The organism is Bacillus sp. SIMBA_154 (assembly GCF_046536015.1).
Classification (GTDB): Bacteria; Bacillota; Bacilli; order Bacillales; family Bacillaceae; genus Bacillus; species Bacillus pumilus_P.
Map to the genome: position 1 here is coordinate 360816 of NZ_JAWJBV010000003.1, position 16393 is coordinate 377208.

The 16393-nt window shown below is 43.7% G+C and carries 15 protein-coding genes; 13 read left to right on the forward strand and 2 right to left on the reverse strand.

Annotation, left to right across the window (positions count from 1 at the left end):
• The first annotated feature begins 260 nt into the window (after window positions 1-260).
• On the forward strand, window positions 261-1820 hold the full coding sequence (abc-f, locus tag R0K30_RS08220; RefSeq protein WP_410610110.1) for a ribosomal protection-like ABC-F family protein: 1560 nt from the start codon (window positions 261-263) through the stop codon (window positions 1818-1820).
• A 16-nt stretch (window positions 1821-1836) separates the two neighbouring features.
• Here the strand turns inward: abc-f and R0K30_RS08225 are convergent, their stop codons facing one another.
• Window positions 1837-3246 carry a polysaccharide deacetylase family protein gene (locus R0K30_RS08225; protein ID WP_305881443.1) on the reverse strand — a complete coding sequence of 470 codons (1410 nt, stop codon included), beginning with the start codon at window positions 3244-3246 and terminating at the stop codon, window positions 1837-1839.
• A gap of 312 nt (window positions 3247-3558) precedes the next feature.
• Here R0K30_RS08225 and R0K30_RS08230 point away from each other — a divergent pair, with 312 nt between their 5' ends.
• The 4 genes from R0K30_RS08230 (at window position 3559) to R0K30_RS08245 (ending at window position 6895) form a co-directional block, all read left to right on the forward strand.
• Window positions 3559-4611, forward strand: a complete 1053-nt coding sequence (locus R0K30_RS08230) for a FecCD family ABC transporter permease (protein WP_370461111.1) — start codon at window positions 3559-3561, stop codon at window positions 4609-4611.
• Window positions 4608-5609 carry a FecCD family ABC transporter permease gene (locus R0K30_RS08235; protein WP_410610023.1) on the forward strand — a complete coding sequence of 334 codons (1002 nt, stop codon included), beginning with the start codon at window positions 4608-4610 and terminating at the stop codon, window positions 5607-5609. Before R0K30_RS08230 ends, R0K30_RS08235 begins: the two co-directional genes overlap by 4 nt.
• Before the next feature lie 18 nt (window positions 5610-5627).
• On the forward strand, window positions 5628-6527 hold the full coding sequence (locus R0K30_RS08240) for an iron-hydroxamate ABC transporter substrate-binding protein (RefSeq protein ID WP_371930243.1): 900 nt from the start codon (window positions 5628-5630) through the stop codon (window positions 6525-6527).
• Between the two features lie 143 nt (window positions 6528-6670).
• Window positions 6671-6895: a phage holin gene (locus R0K30_RS08245; protein WP_024423530.1), complete on the forward strand. Its 225-nt coding sequence runs from the start codon at window positions 6671-6673 to the stop codon at window positions 6893-6895.
• An 88-nt stretch (window positions 6896-6983) separates the two neighbouring features.
• Here R0K30_RS08245 and slrR read toward each other — a convergent pair whose 3' ends face one another.
• Complete coding sequence (gene slrR / locus R0K30_RS08250) at window positions 6984-7454, reverse strand: HTH-type transcriptional regulator SlrR (RefSeq protein ID WP_099727957.1); 471 nt, start codon at window positions 7452-7454, stop codon at window positions 6984-6986.
• Between the two features lie 257 nt (window positions 7455-7711).
• Here slrR and R0K30_RS08255 point away from each other — a divergent pair, with 257 nt between their 5' ends.
• The 8 genes from R0K30_RS08255 to R0K30_RS08290 all read left to right on the forward strand — a co-directional run bounded on the left by R0K30_RS08255 (window position 7712) and on the right by R0K30_RS08290 (window position 16390).
• Window positions 7712-8443 (forward strand): YveK family protein, encoded by a 732-nt coding sequence (locus R0K30_RS08255; protein WP_044138999.1) that lies wholly within the window; start codon window positions 7712-7714, stop codon window positions 8441-8443.
• Window positions 8433-9116, forward strand: a complete 684-nt coding sequence (locus R0K30_RS08260; protein ID WP_410610026.1) for a CpsD/CapB family tyrosine-protein kinase — start codon at window positions 8433-8435, stop codon at window positions 9114-9116. The genes R0K30_RS08255 and R0K30_RS08260 overlap by 11 nt, the downstream gene beginning before the upstream one ends.
• Before the next feature lie 162 nt (window positions 9117-9278).
• Entirely contained in the window at window positions 9279-11153 is a 1875-nt protein-coding gene (locus R0K30_RS08265) for a polysaccharide biosynthesis protein (protein ID WP_099727955.1), read from the forward strand.
• Window positions 11119-12267, forward strand: a complete 1149-nt coding sequence (locus R0K30_RS08270; RefSeq protein WP_410610028.1) for a glycosyltransferase family 4 protein — start codon at window positions 11119-11121, stop codon at window positions 12265-12267. The genes R0K30_RS08265 and R0K30_RS08270 overlap by 35 nt, the downstream gene beginning before the upstream one ends.
• The gene (gene epsE / locus R0K30_RS08275) at window positions 12260-13099 is read left to right on the forward strand and encodes a glycosyltransferase EpsE (RefSeq protein ID WP_099727953.1); all 840 of its coding nucleotides are present in this window, start codon (window positions 12260-12262) and stop codon (window positions 13097-13099) included. Before R0K30_RS08270 ends, epsE begins: the two co-directional genes overlap by 8 nt.
• Window positions 13092-14222, forward strand: a complete 1131-nt coding sequence (locus R0K30_RS08280; protein ID WP_410610031.1) for a glycosyltransferase family 1 protein — start codon at window positions 13092-13094, stop codon at window positions 14220-14222. The genes epsE and R0K30_RS08280 overlap by 8 nt, the downstream gene beginning before the upstream one ends.
• Before the next feature lie 14 nt (window positions 14223-14236).
• Entirely contained in the window at window positions 14237-15340 is a 1104-nt protein-coding gene (locus tag R0K30_RS08285; RefSeq protein WP_230030719.1) for an EpsG family protein, read from the forward strand.
• Window positions 15341-15367: 27 nt separating this feature from the next.
• Window positions 15368-16390 (forward strand): glycosyltransferase family 2 protein, encoded by a 1023-nt coding sequence (locus R0K30_RS08290; RefSeq protein WP_099727950.1) that lies wholly within the window; start codon window positions 15368-15370, stop codon window positions 16388-16390.
• Window positions 16391-16393: the final 3 nt, after the last annotated feature.

Sequence of the window (16393 nt, forward strand, 5' to 3'; positions counted from 1 at the left end):
GTAAGCAAAATGAAAGAACGAAGGCAGTGAGCAAACGACATGTGTTGCTATGTTTGCTGCGTTTTCATTTTTTAGCTTCGGAATAGGATGGTACAGCTTGGGAATCAAAGAATGAGGGGATTGATACGGGGATGTGTGTGTTCATTCGATGAACAGCACGTCATTCTGTATCAATACGCTTATTTTTGTACACCATTTTGCCTCCTATTCTGAGAATGGGAGGCTTTTTCATGTCTCCTGATACGAAAGGAGAGGATTGGATGTTACTCAGAGCCAATCAGTTAAAGGTATTTCGAAAGGATCGGTTGTTATTTGATATTGAGGAGCTTGCCATCCATCAAGGCGATCGCATTGGTCTAGTGGGGGCAAATGGCAGTGGGAAAACGACTTTATTGCATGTGCTGGCAGGTCAAGAAAAACCAGACAGTGGAACGTTTGCTGCTACAACGACCTGTACTTTGCTTCCACAGCTGAAAACAGCTGATGGCAGACAGAGTGGTGGAGAGATGACCCAGACTTATATTGAAAGAGCCTTAAGCCGTCCGTCTGCCCTTTTATTAGCAGATGAACCGACGACTCATTTAGATACAGAGCACATTGAGTGGCTGGAAGAGAAGCTGCGTGATGATCAAGGTGCCCTCATTGTCGTTTCACATGATCGTGCTTTTTTAGATGCGCTATGTACAGAGATTTGGGAGCTGGATGATGGGGTGCTCAAGCAATACAAGGGCAGCTACACGCATTTTGCACAGCAAAAAGAGCTGGCGCATCGTCAGCAGATGGAAGCCTATGAAGCTTATACACAAAAGAAAAAGCAGTTAGAGCATGCGCTGCAAAAGAAAATGAAAAAAGCGGACAAAGCCACAAAGCCATCACAGAAGCTGAAATCCTCAGGGCCCAAAATTGCAAAGCCCTACTATGCAAATAAGCAAAAAAAGCTTCAAAAAACAGCCAAATCCATTGAAACAAGAATGGAGAAATTAGAAAAGGTTGAGAAAGTAAAAGACGTCCAGCCCATTCAAATGACTCAGCATACGATGAAAGAAATAGCAAGCCGAACCATCCTGCGTGTGAAAAATGTAGATGGCAAGGCGGGTGATAAAGTTCTTTGGAAGCAGGCGAATGTGGAAGTGAGAGGCGGAGACAAAGTCGCCATCATCGGAAAGAACGGGAGCGGCAAAACGACATTTCTTCGAATGCTAGTGAATGGACATTCCGGTGTTTCTCATTCAGAATCTGTCAAATTAGGCTATTTTAGTCAGGATCTTTCAGGACTGAAGGTAGATGAATCGATTTTACAAATTGTGCTTAGAGAGGCTGTTCAAGATGAGACAGTGGTTCGAACGGTATTAGCGAGGCTTGGGTTTCGGGGAGATGATGTGTATAAGCTTGCTAGCGTGTTAAGCGGGGGAGAAAGAGTGAAGACCATGCTTGCATTATTACTCGTCAGTGATGCCAATGTCCTCATGCTGGATGAACCGACGAACTTTTTAGATCTTGCGGCAGTAGAAGCGCTTGAAGGTCTATTGAAGGATTACCCAGGTACAGTTGTGTTTGTCTCCCACGACCGCAGATTCATTGAGGAGGTTGCCACTCGTATTCTGCATGTTCACGAAGAACGCATTGAAGGGTTTGATGGCACATATGAAGAGTATAGACAAAAGGAAGAAAAACCACCTGTTACAAAGAGAGAAGAGGAGCTTCTGTTGATTGATATGCAGCTGTCTGAAGTGCTCAGTCGCTTAAGTATAGAGCCTTCTCAGGAGCTTGAAGAGACATTTCAAGCATTATTGAAAAGAAAGAAGTCTTTGGAGTCATAAAAAGAAACCCCTGTGTTTACTGCACAGGGGCCTGTTCATTTCGTTCCTTTTTTAATTGTTCTAGTTCACTGACTGTGACAAGCTGGTAGCCTTGTTTGGTGAGCTCATGTATGATCTTCACTGCTGCTCGAGCTGAGCTTTCATAGATATCGTGCATTAATACCGTTCTGCCATCTGCTGCATGTGAGAGAACGTGGCTTGTGATCTGCTGGCTGTTACGAATTTTCCAATCCTCAGGATCAACATCCCACAAAGAAACTTTCATATCAACCGCTTGATTGATGTCTTGATTTGTTCCTCCATATGGCGGTCTAAAGTGTGTAGGTGTATAACCGCTAGCTTTCTCAATCAGCTGCTGCGTGTCCTTTACCTGTTTCACCGCTTGCTTGAGAGGCAGTCTTGTTAATAAAGGATGGTTGTAAGAATGGTTTCCAATCTCATTCCCGCCTTTTAAAATGTTAGCAAGCATTCCAGGATAGTACTGGACCCTGCTGCCTAATACGAAAAAGGTGGCGTGTCCTTTATTTTCCTTCAGCGCATCTAAGATTTTTGTCGTTGTCGCTGGATTCGGACCATCATCAAATGTGAGTGCGATGGCTTTTTTGTTCGGATCAAGCTTTGATTTTTGCGGCAGCTTAACGGCTTTTCTTTTAGGGTTCGGTTCTTTGATTTCATTCTGATTTTTGGTCTTATTTATATATTCTGGCTTCAAGATATCTTTCAGCAAAGTCTTTTTGATCGCGAGCGTTTGCGGACCAAGATCCTCTGCGGCTACTTGAGAAGCTGGGAAATAAAACTCTACATATTTCTCTTTCAAGGCAAATTGACTGAAGTTTTGAGCAGTAGGGGCTGTTCCTTTCTGAAGGAGAGAGTGATCCTTAGCCAAGGTTTTGTCCTTTCGAAGCTCCGTGTATGTAATATAGGATAATTTCTTTAAATAATTGGTTTTAGGCAGAAATAAATCTTTTGTGTCAAGAAAGGTTTTTTTCTGAAAATCAAAATTGATCGTTAGATGATTAGTAGTCCCATTTTGCTGACCTGTATAGGTATAGGTTGTAAAGTGAATGGCAGCGGATTGTTTCGCATAATGCACCATATCATAATCAATATTCAGTTCAAAGCGTTTATTTTCATCGATGTCCTTTGCTTCACTGAATGTCTTTTTAAAATGCTCTAATGCTGAATTTGCATAGCTTTGAATCTTGTCATCTAGCTCTTTTTGGTGAAAAAGAGGATAGTTGACTGCATATCTCATAAATTTCCCGTCATTTACGAGAGTGACTATTTCGACATTTTTATAGTTCGTATCCTGCTTCACATTTTTCTTCTCTGTACCGCTTGCTTGTTGGTTTTGAAAGAAAGCAACTGCTCCAATGACGATCGCAAGCGCAAATAAGATGATACTCCATTTTCCCTTTACTGACACAACTTTCAAATCTCCTCTCATGACGGGTCATTCTTTATCAGTTTGACATCTGTTTGTAATATTTTTATAACATTTGACTTACTTTTGTAATTTTAGGTGATTTTCATGCGGAATGTCAACTATTTTCCTATTAAACTATCGGAAAAAATGATAGGTCTTTCAGAATGAAAAAAAAGCAGAGGAAAAGAATCATCTCATCTTGTTGTCTCACACATACCTTCAATAATTAAAAAATGGGGTGTACATTGATTTTTCAGAGGCTGGCGGCTATAATTTTGATGATTATGATTCTCATTTTCAAATTGACTTTTAATGAAGAAAAGGATGACACCGATTTTGCACGATAAGCGAACACTTCAACAAAAACGATCATCACGTATTCTGTTCTTTTTGATATTTTTTCTCGCAGTCATTGGTTTGCTTACTGCTATGTTTTTTGCTGTTTCTTACGGTGCAAAAACATTGTCTCTGCAAACGGTTTGGACAGCTGTATTTGACTACCAGTCAGATGTAACAGAGCAGCAGATCATCCATGAATTAAGACTTCCGCGTGTTCTAGGCGCAGCCCTTGTTGGAGCAGCCTTTGCTGTAGCGGGTGCTCTCATGCAGGGCATCACAAGAAACCCGCTGGCAGATGCGGGGATTTTGGGCATTAATGGCGGTGCGATGTTTGTTGTCGCTCTCTGTTTTGCTTTTTTCCCAGGCATGCCTTATTCAGCGCTCATGTTTTTTTCTTTTATCGGTGCTGTACTGAGTACGCTGCTCATCTTTGCCATTGGGGCAGCTGGTGGTGTATTGACACCGATGCGCCTGACTGTTGCGGGAGCAGTTGTTGCCGCGTTGCTTCATGCGCTCAGCTCTGGGATCGCCATTTATTTTGATTTGAGTCAGGATCTGGCTTTTTGGTATGCAGGCGGTGTGGCTGGTGTGAAATGGCCGCAGCTGACGATTCTCGCCCCGGTTATTCTGATTGTGATCGTATGGGCGATGCTATTAGGGCGTTCACTGTCGCTACTATCGCTCGGTGAAGATGTAGCGGCGAATTTAGGGGTGAAAACACGACAAGTGCGAATACTAGGAATGGCAGCTGCTGTCTTATTAGCAGGGGTTTCTGTATCAGCAGTTGGGTCCATTGGGTTTGTCGGGCTCGTCATCCCGCATATTGCACGCAGGCTGGTTGGTGTAAACTATCGTTTCGTCATTCCGATGTCAGCGATTTTAGGCGCTATGCTGCTTGTCTTCGCTGATCTTGCCAGCCGCACAGTGAATCCGCCAAGAGAGCTTGCCATTGGCGTGATGGTGGCACTTGTCGGTGTTCCTTTCTTCTTATATATTGCCAGAAAAGAAGGGAGGAACCTGTCATGAAGGAGAAACAGCGTGCTCTTGTTGTGACAGTCGTCTTGATTTGTCTGAGTGCTGCTGTGATGCTGTATAGTTTAAATACCGGCACGCTGAAACTCAGTCCCATCGTTGTCGTCAAAACCTTATTTGGCTTTGGGGATTTCCAAAGCGAAACGGTGCTGTTTGACTATCGTCTGCCACGAATTGTGGTGACCATTCTAGCGGGAATTGGTCTTGGCATCGCAGGCGGCATTTTACAGAGTTTATCTCGTAATCCACTGGCCGATCCTGGGATTATTGGACTGAATGCAGGGGCAGCATTTGGCTTAATTATTTTTGTGACGTATTTCCATGCACTTGAAGGCAATCCATCTCTTCTTATTCCGCTCTTTACATTTGGTGGTGGACTGCTTGCGGCAGCGGTCATCGTGCTCCTTGCGTATGACCGGCATGAAGGGCTTGTTCCCATCCGGCTGATCCTAGTAGGAATCGCGGTTGCGGCGGGATTTAGTGCATTGACCTTATATTTGTCATTGAAGCTTGATGAAGATACATACACGTTTGCTTCAAGATGGCTTGTGGGCAATGTATGGGGGAGAGACTGGATTCATGTGTTAGCGCTTCTGCCTTGGATTGTATGCCTTGTGCCGCTTACGCTTATGCAGTCAAGCACGCTTAATGCATTGACGTTAGGAGATGCTGTCGCCTCAAGTGTAGGTGTACGTGTCCAGCGTAAACGCCTCTTTTTGCTTACCTTAGCTGTTGGCCTGGCTAGTGCAAGTGTTTCGATGACAGGCGGAATTGGCTTTATTGGCCTCGTCGCCCCGCATTTGGCCAGGCGGCTTGTCGGGTCACTGCATCAGTATTTTTTACCGGTTAGTGCGCTGCTTGGTTTGTTGATTTTGGTCAGCGCCGATACAATCGGACGTTCCATATTTGCTCCAAATGCCATACCAGCGGGTGTGGTTGTGGCCTTTATCGGAGCCCCTTATTTTCTCTATTTATTGACAAAAACGAAATAAAAAATGAAAGAGGAACCCATCATGAAAAAATTACTTGTGTTTGGTTTAACGATCTGTTTCTTGCTTCTTGCCGCTTGCGGTCAACAGGAAACAAAAAATACGACAAATCAAAATGATCATGGAACACCTAAGATTGCTTCTTTGTCTATTCATTTAACAAATGACTTACTAGCACTCGGTATCAAGCCCGCCGGCTCTGTCGTAGGAGGAGACTTAAAAGATTTCCTTCCACATGCGAAAAAGCAGCTGAGCCATACGAAGAAGCTCGGCATTGCAGCAGATCCAGACATGGAGTCACTGCTTGCTTTAAAACCAGATGTCATTTATGTCGATGAAGAACTAGCTGGACAAGACTTATCGAAATACAAAAAAATTGCCAAGACCGAAGTGTTTAATTTAAATGATGGCACGTGGCGGGATCATTTGAAAAAAATCGGCAAGCTCGTCAATAAAGAAAAAGAAGCCGATCAATATATCAAGGATTACAATCAAGAAGCTAAAGAAGTGAAATCACTCATCCACCATAAGATTGGAAACGGAAAAGTAATGGCGATCCGTGTGACAGCAAAGGAGCTTCGAGTATTTAGCATGAAGCGTCCAATGGGTCCTATTTTATACGAAGATTTAGGTCTCACACCTGTCGATGGTGTGAAAAAGCTGGACAGCAAAAGACCATTCGAAGTGATTTCTCAAGAGGTTCTTCCTGACTATGATGCAGATGCTATTTTTGTCGTCGTCAACCGTGACGATAAAGCGCAGCAGGCATTCAAACAGTTAGAACAGACACCGATCTGGAAAGGCCTAAAAGCCGTGAAGAAAAACCAAGTCTATCCGATCGCTGATCAGCCATGGCTTGATTACTCAGCACTAGGCAATAAAATGGCATTGGATGAAGCAAAAGAGATGTTTTCTAAATAAAAAGCACATGAATCAAGGCATCATTCCGCACATAGGAATGATGTCTCTTTTTTTGATTCGTTCTTCTATTCATTCGCTTTTTGCATACATATGAGAGGGAACGAGCAGTACCGCCCGCGTGAAGGGGAAAGGGAGGGATACAGTTGGAAGTTCAAAAAATTAGTGCAGGTACGATTGCAAGGCTTGTGCTGCTTTTGTTAGCGCTTGTTAACAGTGCTCTAACCGCTGCGGGAAAAAGCCCAATTCCTATTGATGAAGAAGGTGTTCAGCAATTCATCACCTTAGCTTTTCTTGGGATTACATCACTATGGGCCTATTGGAAAAACAATGATATTACGAAAAAAGCACGAACAAAAAAAGAAGAATAAGAGAAAACAGAGCCTTTTCATGATATAAGGCTCTGTTTCATCGAAGCGTCAAACGCCTCTCCCCGCAATTTGATTCTTCCTGAAAGGCTTACGACCGGCGTTCTCCCATGTTGGTGAGGAATGCTTTCACTTCCTCAGTGCTTAAGCCAATAGCTTTCGCTTCACTCATAAGACGCTTCCACTCTGACATATTCGAATCGGTCAGCTTTCTATGGGTGACATGTAACGTCTTTTCTTCCTGCTCCTTTCGGTAGGTTTGGAGCAGCTGATATAATCCCTCTTTAGGCATGCCGGATTGGACGGCATTGACTATATGCTCCCGCCATTCCTGTTCACCGCCCTCAGAGTAATGAAACATCATCGTCTCTGCATCAAACAGCTCTTGTAAATCAATTTCTAGTGAAGAGGATACCTTTTTTAAAAACTGGACAGATGGATTCCGATGGACACCACGCTCAATTTTACTCAAATACGACTTAGAAACATGGGCATCTTCAGCCAGCTGCTGAATCGAGTATCCTTTCCTCTTTCGGTAAATGCGTATCACCTTGCCTATCATTCGATAAATGATCTCCCTTCTCCCTTGCGAATAGTTCTGCGACCTTTTCGTTCATTATAAGAAATAAATTGTTCTTTATAAAATTCAAAAACGTAAGAAACAGGAAGTAAACAAAAGAAAACGAACGATTTCGTTCTTTAAAAAGAACTATAAGACCTATTATGACATTTTTCTTTGCGGGTATTATCTTTTATAATCCAATCATTAACAAAAAGAAACCATATATAACCTTTTTATGATGAAATCGGGAGGTATCTATGAATGAGAATATAGGTTTTAAGCAGCTGTTTTCTGTCATTAAAGAGAAAATGGCCCTTCTGATCCTGATTGTCCTGATCGTAACGGGCATTTCAGCCTACTATCAGTTCTATGTCTCGACTCCTGTATATCAGGCAACCACTCAAATTCTTGTTCATAAACGCAGCAATGACGCACAAGCGAATTTAAACGATATTCAGATGAACCTTCAATATACACGTACCTTTCAAGTCCTATTAAAAAGTCCGATCGTCATTGAAAAAGTAAAAGAAACGCTCAATCTCACAGAATCAGCTGAAGGATTAAAACACAAAATTGCCACAAGTACAGAAAATGAGTCTGAGGTCATAAATATTTCTGTACAAGATGAGGATCGCGCGAAGGCAGTAGCGATTGCTAATACCGCAACAGAGGTGCTGCAAGAAGAAATCAAAAAAACCATGAATATGGATCGCATTAATGTTTTGTCTGAAGCCAAGCTGTCCAACACGATTCTCATGAATTCAAGGAAATTCGTTCATATCGTTCTGGCACTAGGCGCCTCTTTATTAGGAGGAATTACACTCATTTTCTTAATGAATCTACTCGATGATACTGTAAAACGAACACATCAAATAAGAGAAGAGATCGGATTGCCGTCGCTCGGCAGTGTCTATCAGATGCAAGCAGACAGGAGGGCAAAAAAAGACAAGCAGTCCGTCATAACGGGAGGACAGAACATTGATCTTTAAGAGGAAGAAAAGAGAAAAGAGAGATTTATCCTGTATTTCTGTATTAAATCCTCACTCTGTCATTGCGGAACAATTTCGTACGATCCGAACGAACATCGAATTCACATCGATCCAAACAAGGCTGAAGTCGATATTGGTGACATCCTCCTTGCCGAAGGAAGGGAAATCATTTGCGGCTGCAAACTTAGCAGCTGTTTTTGCACAGCAGAAAAAGCGGGTCCTGCTCATGGATGCTGATTTGCGAAAGCCGGACGTTCATGAATATTTTGACCTGAGTCATCACACGGGTTTAACCAACGTGCTATTAAATAACTGCAGTTTGGAGGAAGCCGTTTTACCTACACCGATTGAGCATTTAGAGCTGCTTCCGAGCGGAACCATTCCGCCGAATCCAGCTGAGCTGCTCTCCTCTTCTGTGATGAAGCAGCTATTTTATGAGATTGAACAGCAATATGACATGGTGATCGTTGATTCCGCACCGCTTCTGCCTGTTGCCGATGCGAAGATCCTGGCGAACCGTACGGATGGAAGCATTCTCGTTGTATTAAGCGGCAAAACAAAGATCGCTGCCGTAAAGAAGTCAAAAGAAGTATTAGAAGGAACAACAGGCAAACTGCTTGGCGCTATGCTAAATGGAAAGAAAGAGAAAAAGGGCAGGCTGTATATGTATTAAAAAGATTGATAGGTGATGTCTCCTAATCTTTAACAACGGAGGCACTCGATCCTGCTGTGGGCATATCAGATGCCTTAGATGCTCGTCATCAATAGTGGGGTGTGAGGACGGGTTTGATGCCCATTTGACGTAAGAATAGTGATTGAAAAAGGGGGAGGAGCGTTGACTTACGCCCAAAGATTATCAATTATCGTGGCACTAGATTCATATCTCATCTTAGTTGCCGTCTTTTTTGGCTTTCAATTTGTCCAAGAAGCGGCGTTAACCGTATATACATTTGAAATGCTCGTCATTTCTTCGCTCAGTCTGCTCATTGGGCACCATGTATTTTCCTACATTTTTCACGTGTACAAGCAAGTATGGGCATATACAGGGGTTAGAGAGCTATTTTCTTTAATGAAAACCTTTGTGTGTTCTTTTTTATTTTCAATGACGATGCTGTACCTTTTCGTACAGACATGGCCATTTCGATTTTTATTCATCGTTTGGCTTTTCCATATCTTGTTCATCGGGGCATCTCGTATGGCATCTAGACTATTTCATGATGGCGCAAAGCGGCTGCACATAGAAAAGGAACGGGCATTAATCATTGGTGCCGGATCAGCTGGGGCCATTATTGTTCGTCAGCTTCAGCAGTCGAGTGATGTCCATATTGAGCCAGTCGCCTTCATCGATGATGACAAGACGAAGCATAAGCTTGAAATCATGGGTCTGCCCGTCCTAGGGGGAAAAGAACATATTCAAACAGCAGTCGTGATGATGGATATTCAAAAGATCATCATCGCCATTCCGTCCAAAAGCAGCCACACCTTAAAAGGGCTGTATAAGGAATGTGTAGCGACTGGCGTCAAAACACAGATTATGCCGGAAATGGAGCAGATTTTAAAAGGAACCCATGCACTGAATCAATTACGGGATGTACAGCCAGAGGATTTACTAGGAAGAGAGCCGATTCAATTAGATACAAGTCGTCTATCTGTTCACTTAAAGGGAAAAACGATCATGGTGACAGGGGCAGGCGGGTCGATTGGATCAGAAATCTGTCGTCAAATTTGTGTGTTTGCCCCTCAAGCGATTGTGCTAGTGGGACATGGAGAATTCAGCATTCATTCTATTTTACTAGAGCTGAAAGAATTATATGAGGGCAGCATCAGCCTCTATCCACAAATTGCGGATATTCAAGATAAACAGAAAATGAGTGAAATCGTTGGTCATTTTCAGCCGGATATGATTTATCATGCTGCCGCACATAAGCACGTCCCGCTCATGGAGATCAGTCCGAAAGAAGCGGTGAAAAACAATATTATCGGGACAAAAAATGTTGCAGAAGCCGCACATGAGCACGGAATCGAAACCTTCGTCCTCATTTCATCTGATAAAGCGGTCAACCCTGCCAATGTAATGGGAGCCACAAAGCGGTTTGCTGAAATGCTGATCATGCAAATGGGGGCAAGCAGTGAGACGAAGTTTGTGGCCGTTCGATTTGGGAATGTACTCGGAAGCAGGGGGAGCGTCATACCAATCTTTAAAAAACAAATCGAAAAAGGTGGACCGGTGACGGTCACGCATCCAGCCATGACAAGATATTTTATGACCATCCCAGAAGCATCAAGGCTGGTCATTCAAGCAGGCGCACTGGCAGAAGGAAGACAGATCTTTGTATTAGATATGGGGGAGCCAGTGAAAATTGTCGACCTCGCAGAAAACCTCATTCACCTCTCAGGCTACACTACAGACCAGATTCCGATTACCTTCACGGGCATTCGTCCCGGAGAGAAAATGTACGAGGAGTTACTCAACCAGCATGAAAAAGCACAGGAGCAAATTTTCCCGAAAATTCATATCGGTCACGCACTGGATGGTGATCCATATGTGCTGAACCGCTTTATCCATGAATTTGACATGATGAGTGACGAGCAAATGAGACAAGCGTTATTTGCTGCCATTGAGTCGCATGATTTGTTGTCTGAACAGATGAAAAGAGAGGAGGAGACGCTTGCCAATGAAGAAAAAAGTCTTGTTTTGCGCAACGGTTGATTATCATTTTAAGGCATTCCACCTTCCGTATTTTCGGTGGTTTCAGGAACAAGGATGGGAAGTGCACACAGCGGCAAATGGTCAGCTGGAGCTGCCGCATGTGGATCAAGCTCATTCCATTCCGATTCAGCGCTCCCCTTTTCATTTGCGCAACCGGCTCGCGTATGTGGAGCTGAAGAAGCTGCTAGAGAAAGAGCATTACGACTTGATCCATTGTCATACACCGATGGGAAGTGTCATTGGCAGGCTTGCAGCCAAAAGCACGCGCAAAAAAGGGGCGAAGGTTCTTTACACCGCACATGGGTTTCACTTTTGGAAGGGGGCGCCGCTTCAAAACTGGCTGCTCTATTATCCAATTGAGAGATGGCTCGTGCAATATACAGACGCGCTCATCACCATTAATGGAGAAGACTATGAAAGAGCGGATCGTCTGTCAAAAGAGAAGGCATCTGTCCATTATGTTCCCGGCATGGGTGTGGATATGAAGCGGTTTGCACCTGTCGATGACAAAGAAAAGCAACGCCTTCGTACAGTATATGGATTTACCCCGCAAGATTTCATCGTGCTGTGTGCTGGTGAATTGAACGTCAATAAAAATCAAAGGATGCTCATCAAAGCATGTGCACAGCTGTATAGGAAAATACCGAATGTGAAGGTCGTGTTTGCCGGGGAAGGGGCAAGCAGGCCGTTCTATGAAAAGCTGGTACGCCAGATGAATCTTGAGCAGCATGTCCAATTTGCTGGTTTTTGCAAACAAATCGAGGAATGGATGCATGTGAGTGATGTATGTGTGTCAACGAGTCTGAGAGAAGGGCTCGGCATGAACCTTCTTGAAGCGATGTCTGCTGAGAAGCCGATCATTGCCACTGAAAATAGAGGGCACTGTGAGCTTATCAAACATGGAGTGAACGGCTTTTTAGTCGAACCGCAAGATGTGAATGGTTTAGCTGATTATTTGCAGCAGCTTTATCACCGAAAGGACCAGCTGCACCTCATGGGAAAAGCGGGGCGTTCCATGGCTCATGCATTTGCACAGGAGCAGACGGTGAGTGCCATGGAAGAGATTTATACAACCTATATGGGTCATGCAGAGAAGGTGATGCAGCATGCGTAAGCCGAAGGTGTCTATCATCATGGGCGTCTACAATTGCCAAGAGACAGTAGAAGAAAGCATTGAATCGATTCTTCATCAAACCTATAAAAACTGGGAGCTCATCATATGTGATGACGCATCAACAGATGGGACCTATGAGAAAGTACTGCCTTATACAAAGCATGATCCTGAAAGAATTCGCCTCATCCGAAATAAACACAACCTAAGACTTGCCGCCAGTCTGAATCGCTGTCTAGCTGAAGCGAGTGGAGAATTGATCGCCAGACAGGATGGTGATGATCTATCGGTGTCAACACGTTTAGAAACACAGGTTTATTTCCTCGAAACACATCCTGAATATGATGTGGTCGGTACGGCGATGACGATTTTTGATGAGTCTGGAACGAAGGGCGTACGTGCACTTGCCTCAGAACCTAATCGAAAGGTGCTGGCAAGAGGAACTCCTTTTTGTCACGGGACCATTATGATGAGAGCTTCTGCATACAAGGCTTTAAATGGATATCGTTCTGTGAAAACAACAAGGCGTATGGAAGATATCGATCTTTGGATTCGCTTTTTTGCTGCTGGAAGGAAAGGCTTTAACTTGCAAGAGCCGTTATACCTTGTGAGAGAGGATGAAGCGGCCTTTCAGCGCCGAAAGTTCCGATATTCCATGGATAATGCCATGCTCGTTTTAAAAGCATGCTGGCTATTAAAGTTGTCGCCGTTAGATTATTTATTTGCTCTCAAGCCGGTGATCCGGGCCTGTTTGTCACCGAAGACCATGAGGCTTTATCATCAGCGGAAGCTGGAGGCGTCTATGCTGAAAAGGAGGACGATTCGGGATGAGTGAGCCAAAGCGTGTACTCCATATTGTGGGCGGGATGAACCGCGGCGGAGCAGAAACGATGATTATGAACATCTATCGTGCACTCGACAGAAATGTCCTTCAATTTGATTTCATTACCCACCGACAGGATGTCTGTGATTATGATGAGGAAATTCGTCGGCTCGGGGGGCGCATCTTTTACGTCCCAAGTATTGGGGCGTCCTCTCCTTTGGCTTTTGTGAAAACATTGACAAAGACGATCAAGCGAACAGGACCTTATCAGGCAGTGCATGCACATACGGATTTTCAAACAGGTTTTTCCGCACTTGCTGCTAAACTTGCGGGCGTTAAGGTGCGCATTTGTCATTCACATAATACGGCTTGGAGACAGTCTTCAACCTGGCTTGACCACTTGATGCTCAAAGGGTTTCGTCAGCTGATCTTTGCCTTTTCTACACAGCTCGTCGCATGTGGCGAAGATGCCGGTGTTTTTTTATTCGGGCAGAAAAAAATGAAAAATGGACGAGTTGAGGTTTTGCCAAATGGGATTGATTTGAACCTTTTCTTTCAGCCTGGGCCAGACGAAAAGGTGGAGATGAAAAAGCAGCTTCATCTTCATGAAAAGAAAATGGTCATTGGTCATATTGGGCGATTTCATGAGCAAAAAAACCATGTTTTTTTCATCGAGCTGGCACAGACTTTAAAGAAGCAGGGGGTCTCATTTCAGCTTGTCCTCGTAGGAGATGGACCGCTGAGACAAGTGGTCGAATCGTATGCGAAAAAAGCAGGATTAATGGAGGACATTGTCTTTACCGGGGTCGTATCGGACGTTCCGCAGTATATGAAAGCATTTGATGTGTTTGTGATGCCTTCCTTGTTTGAAGGTCTTCCGCTTGTATTAGTAGAAGCACAGGCATCTGGACTGCCTTGTGTGATCTCAGATCACATTACAGAGGAAGTTGATCTAGGCTGCGGACTCGTTAAACGGAAATCACTGCGCGATTCAGCACATGAGTGGATGAAAGCGATTCTTGAAGCGTATCATGCAGAACCTCCTCTTCAAGAGACCATTACTTCTCAGCTTGGCCAAAGAGGATTTGATGTGAAGCAGAACATCACACGTGTGATGAATGTATATGGATTGTAAGGAAGGATTGGCAGATGGCGGTATATTTGGTGAACATGATCATGGTCTATTTATGGTCGAGCTTTGCTGCATTTTACGGCAGGCGTGATGATACCATTCAAAGCGGATGGCGGCCTAACAAGCTTCTGGTGTTTTTTCCGTTTTTATTTCTTTGTATCGTAGCTGGTATTCGGTACAAAGTGGGAACCGATTTTGTGACCTATGGACAGATGTATGAGTTCTCCGTCAACTATGAAAAGCCTTGGCATATATTTGGATTCGGTGTGGACAAAGCCGCAACCGATCCGGGGTTTACGTTCATCTTATGGATGCTTAATCAACTATCACATGAGCCGCAAATGATGTATATCTCGGTCGGGGTCATCACCTATTTTTTTATTATCAAGACGCTGGTGCGATATGGACGGCCCTTTGAGCTCAGTATGCTGCTTTTTCTCGGCACCTTTCATTATTACGCTTCATTTAATGGAATGCGTCAGTATATGGTGGCTGCGGTTCTTTTTTATGCCATCCGGCTCGTTATCAATGGTGAATGGAAATTGTATTTTCCGCTCGTTCTTGTGTGTTCGTTGTTTCATTCATCGGCTCTCATCATGATTCCAGTTTATTTTATCGTGAGAACAAAGGCTTGGTCATGGATGATGTTTGTCTTATGCATGATTTTCTTAGGCTTAACCGCTCTTTATGACCGTTTTATCTCTGTGTTTGTGGTGATGCTGCAAGGGAGTTCTTATGGTCATTATGAGGAATGGCTCACAACGAATACGAATGGAATGAATGTGACAAAAATCGGTGTATTGATTCTGCCGCTCCTGCTTGCTTTCTTTTATCGAAAACGACTTCGTGAACTGACACCTGAGAGTGATTACGTTGTGAATTTCTGCTTGCTTGGTTTCTTGTTTGGCATTCTTGCAACAAAGGATGTCATTTATGCAAGATTTCATATTTATTTTGGTTTATATCAGCTCATTTTACTGCCATATTTCACACGCATTTTTGATCAGCGGTCTAATGTCTTTATGTATGTAGGGATTGCTGTTTGCTATATTTTGTACAGCATCATGCTGATGCCGTTCGATTCTTCTGTTTTACCGTATAGAACGATTTTTACAAAATAGATTTGAAGAAAGGTGGGGCATGCTGTAATGCCAGCTATCAGTCTATTGGTCGCAGTCTACAATACGAGTCAATATGTGGAGCAATGCCTTCAATCGATTGCAGATCAAAGCTTTTCAGATATAGAGGTCATTCTCGTCAATGATGGATCTACAGATCACAGCGGAGCATTGCTTGAAGCGTTTGCTGAGCGTGATAAGCGTTTTCGGGTGATTCATCAAACCAATCAAGGGTTAGGGGCTGTGAGAAACCGGGGCATAGAAGAAGCAAGAGGGACGTATTTCGCCTTTGTTGATTCAGACGATATTCTCGCTCCTCATTACTGTGAAGCCTTGTATGAAAGAGCTGAAATGACTGGGGCTGATCTTGTTGTAAGTGAGTATTGGATTCAATTCGAACAATCAAAACGAACAATACCAACGACTCTTTTAACCCATCGATCAGCCGATAAAACGAGTTTAATAGAAGCGTTATTACATGGAGCCATCACTGGATTCTCATGGAATAAGCTGTATCGGCGTGCTTTTATCGAAGAACACCACATCCGTTTTCCACTGCGGGGTGAGCTTGAGAACATTGAAGATCAGTATGTGACGCTGCGCTGTTTTTCTTTATCACGTGTCATTGCCTTTGTTCATGAGCCTCTCTATTATTACCGGGTTCATCTGTCATCGATTGTGCAGCGATACCAAAAGCAGTATTTTCAGCATGGACTGACCTTTTATCATGCACAGCGCTTGTTCTTAAAAGAGCATGATGAGCTGCCTCCGTATGAGAAGGCCCTAGATTTTTTTATGGTCAATCATACGCTTCACTGTATGCTCAATGAATGGAAAAGCCAGAATTCCCTCTCCTTCCAGGAAAAGCTTGATCACATGCGGGAAATGGTGACACACGAGGCTTTTCAGCATGCAGTCAAACGAGTGGAGCGATCGAAGCTCACCGTTCGAAAACGAATGATTTTATTTCTTGCCAGGTGTCAGTGGGTTCATCCGCTTTCTGCCGCCGCTTCAAGCTATCAAAAATGGATTGAATATCAAACAAGGAAATAGGGG